A 10,524-nucleotide genomic window follows, 5' to 3' on the forward strand; every position below is an offset into this window, starting at 1 on the left:
CCGGGCATCTCCCCCGCAAGGGGGGAGATCGGACTGCCGCATCGCTTTCACTAATTGTCAGCGTGTCAGATTGGCCGCGGCGTTCAGGCTGCCAATCTCCCCCCTTGCGGGGGGTGAGAAGTGGTCGGCGAAGCCGATGGGAAGCCAATTGCTTGGCTTTCCAAACGACGAACGCCCGAAGCGGCAGCGTAGGGCCTGTGCCGGCAGGACAGAGGGGGGTGCTCAAGCTCAAACCTCTGCTCATTCTGCTTTCTGCAAACCCTTGAACAAAAAAGTCCGGCCCGAGCGATAGTCGTAATCCGGATTTTCCCAGGCGATCATCTTGCCGGGATTGAGCAGGCCTTGCGGATCGGTCTCGCGCTTGAAGGCGAGCTGGATTTCATCCGTCTGCTTCATGCCGCCCTCTTCCAGCGTGTAGCGGTGCGGGTTGAAGATCGGGCAGCCGTTCTCCTCATGCAGCCGGATGATTTCGTTGAGCCGCGCCTCGGTGGTGAATTTCACCAGCGGCAGGCCGAAGCAGGTGATGTTGCCGTCGAGGCGCACGAATTCGAGATGCGAAAAGACCTCGTTCGGAAACATCGCGTCCATCTTCTCCACCAGCGCCAGCTGGTTGGGAAACGGATAGAGCGATTGCAGATAGGTGATCGCGGGATCGACCCGCAGTGCCCTGAGCGTGGTGTGGTTCCACGCCAGCTCGAAGCCCGGCGGCAGGCCCTTTTTCTCTTCGTCCGTGGCCGTCGCGGCATTGAAGATGACCTCGCCGCCGGCGCGGCGGGTGAAGGCGAGGAACGCGTCTAGCCCATGCCGGGCAACCATGACGACGCAGATGCTTTGCCCGTCCCGGAAGAACTTCTGGTGGCGCTTGAAATAGAGCTGCGGCACGGGCGCGGCGATCGGCGTGATCAGCTTGGTCAGGATGCCGTCCTGGCGTGCCAGCGCGTTGCCGTAGCGGGCTGCCGGCATGAAAGCGTCGAAGCCGACGATCACGTCGATCCATTCATAGGCTGCAGTCAGCGGCATCTCGACCTCGGTGATGATGCCGTTGGTGCCATAGGCGTGGGTGACTTTGTGCAAATCCTCGCCGGTGAGTTCGAGCGCCTTCGGTTCGGTTTCCATGGTGACGACGCGCAGCCGCAGCACATTGCCGAAATCACGCAGACCGCCGAAATTGATCGAGCCAACGCCGCCCGAGCCGCCGGCGATGAAGCCGCCGATCGAGGCGGTGTTGTAGGTCGACGGCGACAGCCGCAGTTCCTGCCCGGAATGCGCGCGCGTCGCTCTGTCGATGTCGGCGAGGATCGCGCCCGGCCCGGTGACGACGCGGCCCGGCGCTATGGCCTTGATCTCGTTCATCTCGGCAAGGTTCAAAACCACGCCGCCCGATAGCGGCATCGCCTGACCGTAATTGCCGGTGCCGCTGCCGCGCGGCGTCACCGGAACGCCGTGGCGGTGGCAGGCGGCGAGCACACGGATCAGTTCGGCCTCGGTCTTCGGTGTCACGATCAGGTCGCCGGTGACGTGGTCGAGCTGCTGCTTCAGCACCGGGCTGTACCAGTAGAAGTCGCGGCTCTTCTGCTGGACGATGGCCGGATTGTCGTCGAGCTTTATCCCGTCGAGATCGCGTTTGAGCGCCGAAACATCCATCATTCCACCATCAGTTCGTCGAGCTCGGCATAGTCGGGCAATTGCCTGTCGATCGCTCGGCCGTCGCGCACGACGATGCGATCCGATTCGGGCCGCGAGAGCAATTCCGTCCAGCTCCGCCCTTTGAAGACGATGAAATCGGCGCTGCCACCGGCTGCCAGTGTCCCGACACCGTCGAGCCGCATCACCTTGGCCGGCGTCGCCGCCACCGTCTGCGGCCAGTCGCCGACCGGATGGTCGAAATGCAGGATGCGCGTCGCCATGCGGTAGACCTCCAGCATGTCGAGATCGCCATAGGCATAGAAAGGATCGCGGGTGTTGTCGGAGGCGACCGCGACCGCAATGCCCCTCGCCTTCATCTCGTGCAGCAAGGTCACGCCGCGCCAGCGTGGCGTGGTCTGGTCGGCGCGCCGGTCCTGCAGATAGAGATTGCACATCGGCAGCGACACCACGGCAAGTTTGGCCTTGGCGACCTTGTCCAGCGTGTCGAGCACGTCGAGGTCCGGCTGGCGCGCCAGCGAGCAGCAATGTCCCACCAGGATGTTGCCCTCAAAACCGTTCCAGAGTGCGGCCTCGGCAATCTTCTTCAGCGAGATCGCCGCGATATCGTCGGTCTCGTCGGCGTGGAAATCGAGATCGAGCCCGTGCTTGTTCGCCTCGGCGAACACCTTGTCGAGAAGCTCTTCGAGATCCGGCACCATATAGGTGACGACGCCGAGCACGCCCTTGGCCGCAGCCACACGCTTGGCCAGCCTCTCGAACCACTTTCTGTCGCGCACGCCTTCGATGCCGAGCAGGCAGGCTGCCTGCAATTCGATGCGGCCGCGCCATTTCTCCCGCATCGCCTCGAACACCGGCCAGGAGATTTCCTCCTGTGGCGGCACGCTGTCGAGATGAGTGCGCAAGGCCTTGGTGCCGTGCGCGTAGGCCGAGCGCAAAGAGAAATCCATGCGCCGCGCCACGTCCTCGGCGCTCCAGCGCGCTGCACGGTCGGCGCTGGTGGCATTGAGCGCGCCCATGAAACTGCCGTCGGGATTGGGTTTGCGCGGCCAGATCTGGCCCTTGTCGATATGGGTGTGGCAGTCGACGAAGCACGGCAGGATGATGCGGCCGGCAAGGTCGATGGCGGTGGCTGGCGCTTTTGATTTCTTGTGCGCGGCGATGCTGGAGAGCTTACCGTCGGCGACGGCGATGTCGGCCAGCGCGAAACCGTCGGTGTCGTAAGTGGGGGCAAGACCTGATGTCAGCGACCGGTGAAGGCGGACGTTGGTGAGATGGTACGAGCCAGAGGTCGGTATCAAGGACCGCCCCCCTCTGCCCTGCCGGGCATCTCCCCCTCAAGGGGGGAGATTGGCAGCTTTTCCGACAGCACCCGTCTTCCAACGTCGATAATTGGCGAAATCCCGGATGACGTCCAATCTCCCCCCTTGAGGGGGAGATGGCCGGCAGGCCAGAGGGGGGTGTTTCGCGCCAGCATCTCAATCACGTCACCCAACCCCCCTACCGCTCATGCTTCAGCGCGCTCTCGTGCCAGCGGCGCAGGATGAGATGCGACACGAGCGACAGCACCAGGAAGATCAATATGCCGGTGAGCGAGATCAGGATCAGCGCCGCGAAAAGCCTTGGCGCGTTGAGGCGGTAGCCGGCCTCGATGATGCGCGAGGCGAGCCCTGAGGATTGTCCCTGCGCGCCGGCGACGAACTCGGCCACCACGGCGCCGATCAGCGACAGACCGCCGGCGATCTTCAAGCCTCCTAGAAAATACGGCATGGCCGCCGGCAGTCTGAGATAGCGCAATTGCTGCCAGCGCGTCGCGCCGTTGAGCTTGAACATGTCGCGCAGATTGCGGTCGACCGAATTGAGGCCGAGCGTGGTGTTGGACAGGATCGGGAAGAACGCAACGATCCAGGCGCAAAGCAAAAGCTTCACCGTCTGGTTGTCCACATAGATGTTGATGAGCGGGAAGACCGCCACGATCGGCGTTACCTGCAGCACGATGGCGAAGGGAAAGAACGACATCTCCACCCATTTCGATTGCGCAAACAGCACCGCCAGTCCGACGCCGCCGACGACCGCGAGCAGCAGGCTGAGAAAGGTTATGCGCAACGTGACCAGCAGCGCGGAGAACAGGAGCCCGGCATCGCTATAGAGCGTCCACAGCACCACGCCGGGGCGCGGCAGGATATATTGCGGGATCGCGTTCCACACGCAGATGCGGTCCCACAGCCAGATCGCCAGGATCATGATCGCCAGCGGCAAGACCCACCGGCCGATCCGCTCCAGCCGCTCCTGGCGTACGCGGCCGGCCTCTTCCGCGTCGAGCGTTGCGGCATTCTGGTCAATGGCCGTCATGGTGCGGTCCGGCTGATGTGTTGATGGCGTTGACCAGGATGTCCGAGGCCTGGCGGCAGAGCGCGGCATAGTCGGGCGAAGTGCGGAACACCTCGTCGCGTGGATAGGCGGCATCGATTGCCAACTCGGCATGGACGCGGCCCGGCCGCGCCGCCATGACGACGACGCGGTTTGACAGGAACACGCTTTCGAAGACGCTGTGGGTGACGAAGACGACGGTGAAGCGCTCGTCCTGCCACAGCTCCAGAAGGTCGTTGTTGAGCTTGAAGCGGGTGATCTCGTCGAGTGCCGCGAACGGCTCGTCCATCAACAGAATGCGCGGCTTCGTCACCATGGCGCGTGCGATCGAGACGCGCATCTTCATGCCGCCGGAAAGTTCGCGCGGCACGGCGTTTTCGAAACCGGTCAGGTGCACCCGCTCCAGCATCTCCATCACCACCGGCGCCGCTTTGGCACGCGACACGCCTTTCAGCCTGAGCGGCAGCCAGACATTGTCGAAGACATCGGCCCAGGGCAGCAGCGTCGGTTCCTGGAAGACGAAGCCGATATTGGCGCGGTCGATCGAACCGCCCCAGTCGAGCTGACCGGATGTCGGCGTCGACAGGCCCGCGATCAGCCTCAACGCCGTTGACTTGCCGCAGCCGGACGGCCCGAGAAGGCTGACAAAATCGCCCTCGCGGATGGCGAGATCGACGTCGCTCAATGCAGTCACGCCATTGGAAAACACCTTGCCGACATGGCGCAGCGTCAGCAGCATCGGGCCTTCACCCGATGCCGTCATGGGCGCCTGCGCCATCTTTTCCAGCTTCACGACTACTTCTTCAGCTCGATCCCGACACCTTTGTTGATGAAGGCCAGCGTGTAGGCCTTCTTGATATCGATGCCCTCGGGCGTGACCTTGGCCTTGACCATCTTGTCATAGAAGCTCTTGATCCGGTCTTCGTTCATGGCGCCGATGCCGAGCTTTTCGGTGTCGCCGGAATCGGCCAGGCCGAACTTCTTCATCTGCTCGATCGAGAAGGCAATCTGCTCGTCGCTCATGTCGGGATTGTCTTTCTTGATCATCTCGTTGGCGGCCTTGTTGTCGCCGTAGAGGTAGTTGTACCAGCCCTTGGCCGAGCCATCGACGAAGCACTGGACCACCTCCGGCCGCTTGTCGATCGTGTCCTGCATCACCTCGATCGTCGTCGAATAGGTGTCCCAGCCATAGTCGGCGAGCAGGAACTGGTTGGGCACGAAGCCGCCTTCCTTCTTGACCGCAAAAGGCTCCGAGGTGACGTAACCCTGCTGGATCGACTTCTTGTTGGCCAGGAATGGAGCGGTGTTGTAGGTGTAGGGCACGCGCTTGGCGGCATCAAAACCGAGATCGATGACCATCCACTGGAAGAAGGTCTGGACGCCCTCGTCGCCGAGAATGTACTGGTCGGCGTTCTTCAAATCCTCCCACTTGTCCAGCCCCTGCCCCGGGTGGGACATGATGACTTGAGGGTCCTTCTGGAAATCGGCGGCGACGACGCGCATCGGGATGCCCTGCTGGACGGCGTCGAAAGCCGACAGCAGATTGCCGCCCATGTAGAAATCGAGCTTGCCGGCCAGCAGCAGCGGCCGCCCGCTGACCTGCGGACCTCCCTGCGAAATCGTCACGTCGAGGCCACATGCAGCGTAGGTGCCGTCGGCGACGGCCTGGTAGTAGCCGCCATGCTCGGGCTCGGCCAGCCAGTTGGTGCCGAAGGTGACCTTCTCGTTTGCTGCCGCGCCGAACGTGCCGGCTCCAAGCAGCGCGACCGCAAGCGCTGAAATCTTCTGTTTTCCGTACATCGACACCACCCTTTGTTGGCTCCGGAGCGTCACGCGCCGGGCTCGACACCATTGATCCAAGAAGCAAGACACATGCCACCGCCCGGGCCGCCTGCTTGCGCGGCAGTCACTGCCAACACCGGACGGGTCATGCTGTGCGGGAGGCATCGTGCCTATTTTTTGGACGCCTGTCCACAATCGCCCTTGTGCCATGCACCACATCTTGAACGTACTATCGGTCACGTCTTAGGCTGGTCTCGCAGACAGGAGATTGCCATGTTCAGATACCTCGCGCCGAAGTCGATCAAGCCGCCTTTCGCCCGCTACAGCCACGGCGTCGAGGTGCCGCCAGGCAAGCGGCTGGTTCTGTGCTCCGGCCAGGTCGCCATCACGGCGGACGGCCAGATCCCCGAGGATGCCGGCGCGCAGGCCGAGCTCTGCTTTCAAAACATAGCGGCGATTCTGGCTGAAGCCGGGCTGGGGCTAGGCGACATCGTGCGCATAAACGCCTACGTCACCGACCGCGCCTTTCTGCGGCCCTATATGGACGTCCGCGACCGCTTGTTTGCCAGCCCCGCGCCCGCCTCGACGCTGATGATCGTGTCAGGCTTTGCGCGGCCGGAGTTCAAGGTCGAGGTCGAGGCGATTGCGGCTGGGTGATCGACAGGCGACGTTTGGCGCGCTAGGTCTCCCTCACAGTCAAGAGGCATGACATGACCGTTGCAAACAGACGCGTGTGGTGGGGCGACTACCGGACCACCGAATACGCCGCGATCGATCCGGAGGCGACGATTGCCGTGCTGCCGGTGGCGGCGATCGAGCAGCACGGCCCGCATCTGCCTGTATCAACCGATACCTCGATCATGAACGGCATGCTGGAGACGGTCATCGCCCGCCTGCCCGGCGATCTCGACATCCGCATCCTGCCGGTCCAAACGGTCGGCAAGTCGAACGAGCATCTGCAGGCGCCGGGCACGCTCACCCTGCCGGCGGCCACCCTGGTCGATGCCTGGACCGAGCTTGGCCTGTCCGTTGCCCGCGCAGGCGTAAGGAAACTGATCGTCGTCAACTCGCATGGCGGCAATGAAGAGATCATGGGCATCGTCACGCGCGAGCTGCGCGTGCGTGAGAGGATGCTGGCGGTGAAGACCAGCTGGCAGCGCTTCGGCCGCCCCGCCGGCATGTACACCGAGCTGGAAGACCGCCATGGCATCCATGGCGGCGACGTCGAGACCTCGTTGATGCTGCATTTTCGCCCGGAGTTAGTCGACATGGCCAAGGCCGACAATTTCGCCTCCAAGGTCGCCCGCGCCGAAACCGAATTTGCGCTGCTGCGCCACACCGGAACGCACGCTTTCGCCTGGATCGCTGGGGATCTCAACCCCAACGGCGTGGTCGGCGATGCCAGCATTGCCACGGCCGAGAAAGGCCGACTGACGGCGGAGCATCAGGCCGACGGCTTCATCACCCTGTTGAAGGATGTGCGCAAGGCGAAGCTTGCCGACTGGCTGGCATAGCGGGCCGCCTTAGCCGTCGATCTTCAACACGAAAGGCGTACCCTCAAAAGCATCGGCGCCCCGCCCGATCGCTTCGATCGCTTCGATCATGCGGCCTTGTCGTGAGAGCAGAGCATCCGCGACGGCGATCAACCGTGGATTGGGTGTCGCCGAGGGCGAAAGCTTCCGCAATGTCTGCGCAAGTTCGACTTCGTCGCGCTTCGGGGCGAGCGCCGCCGCAATGATATAGGCCGAGGCGGTCGAGCGGCTGATGCCGGCATAGCAATGGACGACCATGGGTTTGGCGCGGTCCCATTTCCGGGCAAAATCGAGCAGACTGCGCACATGGTCTTCGCCGGGCATGGTCATGCCGTCCTGCGCCACCGCGATGTCGTGCATGACCAGATGCAGGTGGTTTTCCCTCGCGATTGAGGCCGGCCGCGTCACCTCGGTGCCGGCAGCGAGCAGCGACAGCACGCGCTCGGCGCCGCTTTTGGCCACCGTCTCCTCAAGCTTTGCCAGCGAACAGATATGGATCATGGCGCGATCTCCTTCGACCCATCGTCGCGCCGTGCGCCCCAGTCGGCAAGCGCCGATTCAAGCCGCTGCCATTCCTCCTGACTTCCAGGCAGCCCCGCGCGGAGCACCTGGGGACGCTCGGAAAAATGCCTGAGCAATATGCCGCGCTCGCCGAGCGTCGAAAACAGCCCCGGTGCATCGGCAAGCCGGAGATAGCGAAACAGCGTCGTGCCGCCGGCGACAGCAACGCCAAAGCGCGAAAGCAGCGCATCGAGCCGCGCCGCATCCTGCGCCAGCCGCCGCCGCATGTCGGCCTGCCAGCCGCTGTCGGCAAGCGCGCGGATGCCGTATTCGAGCGCTGGGCCGGCGACCGCCCAAGGGCCGAATTGCGTTTCAAGCCTTTCGACCGTCGCTGCATCGGAAAGTGCGAAGCCGAGCCGCAGGCCGGCGAGACCGAAGAACTTGCCAAACGAGCGCAGCACGACGATGCCGCCCCGCCCGACATCGCCGGCCAGGCTTTCCGCGTGCGGGCCGACATCCATGAAGGCTTCGTCGACGACCAGCAGACCGCCTATGGCGCGCAATGTCTCGGCAAGCCGAAGCAGCCTTTCCCGCGACACGACTCGCCCGTCGGGATTGTTGGGATTGACGACGATGGCAATTTCGGCTCCGGCAAGCGCCTCGAAATCGTCGACCTCCGCCACCGCATGGCCGGCAATCGCGGCGGCCTTGGCATGCTCGGCATAGGTCGGCCCGAGCACCAGCGCCTTGCCGGGGCTGACCAGCGAGGCGACGCGCGGCAGCAGGATCTGCGTGCCCGGGGCGACCACCACATTCTCGGCCGAAGGCGCGCCATAGGCGCCGGCCGCGACCCTGGCCAGCTCACGCAGGCGCGCGGCCTCCGGCAATCGTGACAGGGCGGTGGCGGGCAGCTCGAAAAGCGGGTAGGAGTGCGGATTGATACCTGTCGAGAGATCGACGAAAGGTTGTGGCGCGTGAGGGAAGAGCGCCCTCGCCCGGCCAAGGGATCCACCGTGATCCACCACAGTAATCGCTCCATCAGAAAGCTTCATGTCGATCCTGATCGCTTTCCTGTCGCTCGCCATCGAACGCATCCTGGGTTACCCGGACTGGCTGTTCCGTGCCGTCGGGCATCCCGTCACCTGGTTCGGCAGGCTGATAGCCTTTCTCGACCTCAGGCTCAACCGCGACACTGATTCCGACGCGCTGCGTCGCCGCCGCGGCGTGCAGGCGCTGCTGGTGATCGTGCTGGTGCCGGCGGCAATCGCCTTCATCGTGCAAATCCTGCTCTGGCAGCTCTTTCCTGCCGGCATGATCATCACGGCAATCCTGGCCTCGTCGCTGCTGTCGCAAAAGAGCCTTACCGAACATGTCGAGGCGGTGGCCGATTCGCTGGATACCGGCGGGCTGGCGCTCGGCCGCATTGCGGTTGCGCGCATCGTCGGCCGCGATCCCGAGAAGCTCGACCATGCCGGCGTCAGCCGCGCCGCCATCGAAAGCCTGGCCGAGAATTTCTCCGACGGCATCGTTGCGCCCGCCTTCTGGACAGGTGTCTGCGGTCTGGCCGGCGGCGTCGCCTACAAGGCCGCCAACACCGCCGATTCGATGATCGGCCACCGCACCCCGCACCACGAGGCGTTCGGCCGCGCGGCGGCACTCTTCGACGACTGGATCAACCTGCCGGCGTCCCGGCTGACCGCGTTGCTGATCGTTGCCGCCGCCTTTCTCGTTGACGGCGCCGATCCCCGCAACGCCTGGCAAGCAGTGCGGCGCGACGCCAAAAAGCACCGCTCGCCCAATGCCGGCTGGCCGGAAGCGGCAATGGCCGGCGCACTCGGCCTGGCGCTCGCCGGCCCGCGCAGCTATCGCGGCGTTGTCGTCGAGGACGCCTATATGGGCGAAGGCGGTAGGCGCGCGGCGGAAAGCCAGGACATCAGGCAGGCGCTGAAATTGTACCAGGTCGCCGACTATCTGCTGATTGGGCTGTTCGGGTTGCTGTCGGCGGTGCTTATCGCGGTGACGTTCTGAGAGCTTACCGTCGCCCTTCCTCAACCCCGGCGGCTGGGCATAGGCGCTAAGATAGGTATTGCCCTGCGGAATCGGGTGTGATTCTACACTGCGATGACACACGAATCGCTTGTTGATGACGGCTGGGCCGAGACTATTGAGCTTCTGGGCGGCGAAGAGTTGATCGCAGCAAGTGCCCGCGAGACGAAGGCGTTCCTGCGCCCGCGCGGCGTCAGGTCGGCGAGCGACCTGTTGCGCCTGACACTGGCTTACTGCCTTGGCAAGGTTGGCATGCGGGGCGTCGTGGCCTGGGCGGCGGCGAGCGGGATTGCCGACATTTCGGACGTGGCGTTGCTCGGCCGGCTGCGCAATGCAGGACCATGGCTGCAGCAGTTGATTGGGCACCTTTTGAAGCGCGAGGATGCAGGTTTGGCCAAAGGCCGACTGGTTCGCATCCTCGATGCGACAGCGGTTGCCAAGGCCGGTGCGTATGAGAAGAAGAACAATGGTCTTTGGCGCATGCACTGCGCCTTTGAGCTTGAGCGCGAGCAGTTCGACTTCCTCGAGATCACCGACCAGAGCGAAGCCGAGTTGATCGACCGCGTGCCGGTGGTGCCGGGCGAGATCCGCATCGGTGACCGCGCCTATCTGCAGGCCGAGCGGATCGCCAAGGTGATGGCGCAAGGCG

11 protein-coding genes are annotated in these 10,524 nt (G+C 63.9%); 4 read left to right on the forward strand and 7 right to left on the reverse strand.

The window, feature by feature from the left end:
* Positions 1-240 precede the first annotated feature (240 nt).
* The 5 genes from NKJ57_RS28860 to NKJ57_RS28880 form a co-directional block, all read right to left on the reverse strand.
* Complete coding sequence (locus tag NKJ57_RS28860) at positions 241-1,644, reverse strand: FAD-binding oxidoreductase (protein WP_031249166.1); 1,404 nt, start codon at positions 1,642-1,644, stop codon at positions 241-243.
* A complete protein-coding gene (locus NKJ57_RS28865) occupies positions 1,644-2,945 on the reverse strand; it encodes a cytosine deaminase (RefSeq protein ID WP_352462785.1) in 1,302 nt (433 codons plus the stop codon). Before NKJ57_RS28865 ends, NKJ57_RS28860 begins: the two co-directional genes overlap by 1 nt.
* A gap of 199 nt (positions 2,946-3,144) precedes the next feature.
* Entirely contained in the window at positions 3,145-3,996 is an 852-nt protein-coding gene (locus NKJ57_RS28870) for an ABC transporter permease (RefSeq protein WP_023690276.1), read from the reverse strand.
* Positions 3,983-4,807: an ABC transporter ATP-binding protein gene (locus NKJ57_RS28875; RefSeq protein ID WP_023690277.1), complete on the reverse strand. Its 825-nt coding sequence runs from the start codon at positions 4,805-4,807 to the stop codon at positions 3,983-3,985. Before NKJ57_RS28875 ends, NKJ57_RS28870 begins: the two co-directional genes overlap by 14 nt.
* 2 nt (positions 4,808-4,809) lie before the next feature.
* A complete protein-coding gene (locus tag NKJ57_RS28880) occupies positions 4,810-5,814 on the reverse strand; it encodes an ABC transporter substrate-binding protein (protein WP_352497869.1) in 1,005 nt (334 codons plus the stop codon).
* A 255-nt stretch (positions 5,815-6,069) separates the two neighbouring features.
* On the opposite strand from NKJ57_RS28880, the gene NKJ57_RS28885 reads away from it, so the two are divergent.
* Positions 6,070-6,453: a RidA family protein gene (locus NKJ57_RS28885; protein WP_023731928.1), complete on the forward strand. Its 384-nt coding sequence runs from the start codon at positions 6,070-6,072 to the stop codon at positions 6,451-6,453.
* A 53-nt stretch (positions 6,454-6,506) separates the two neighbouring features.
* On the forward strand, positions 6,507-7,310 hold the full coding sequence (locus NKJ57_RS28890; RefSeq protein WP_023670776.1) for a creatininase family protein: 804 nt from the start codon (positions 6,507-6,509) through the stop codon (positions 7,308-7,310).
* A 9-nt stretch (positions 7,311-7,319) separates the two neighbouring features.
* Here the strand turns inward: NKJ57_RS28890 and NKJ57_RS28895 are convergent, their stop codons facing one another.
* Positions 7,320-7,829: a tyrosine phosphatase family protein gene (locus NKJ57_RS28895; RefSeq protein ID WP_023746849.1), complete on the reverse strand. Its 510-nt coding sequence runs from the start codon at positions 7,827-7,829 to the stop codon at positions 7,320-7,322.
* Positions 7,826-8,881, reverse strand: a complete 1,056-nt coding sequence (gene cobD, locus NKJ57_RS28900; RefSeq protein WP_352446020.1) for a threonine-phosphate decarboxylase CobD — start codon at positions 8,879-8,881, stop codon at positions 7,826-7,828. The genes NKJ57_RS28895 and cobD overlap by 4 nt, the downstream gene beginning before the upstream one ends.
* On the opposite strand from cobD, the gene cbiB reads away from it, so the two are divergent.
* Positions 8,880-9,857 carry an adenosylcobinamide-phosphate synthase CbiB gene (cbiB, locus tag NKJ57_RS28905; protein ID WP_352513552.1) on the forward strand — a complete coding sequence of 326 codons (978 nt, stop codon included), beginning with the start codon at positions 8,880-8,882 and terminating at the stop codon, positions 9,855-9,857. The two genes, cobD and cbiB, sit on opposite strands and share 2 nt — an antisense overlap.
* Positions 9,858-9,950: 93 nt before the next feature.
* The coding region (locus NKJ57_RS28910) for a transposase (protein WP_502902073.1) at positions 9,951-10,524 on the forward strand (574 nt) is incomplete at its 3' end.

It is taken from the genome of Mesorhizobium sp. M0077, from assembly GCF_040322955.1.
Lineage (GTDB): Bacteria > Pseudomonadota > Alphaproteobacteria > Rhizobiales > Rhizobiaceae > Mesorhizobium.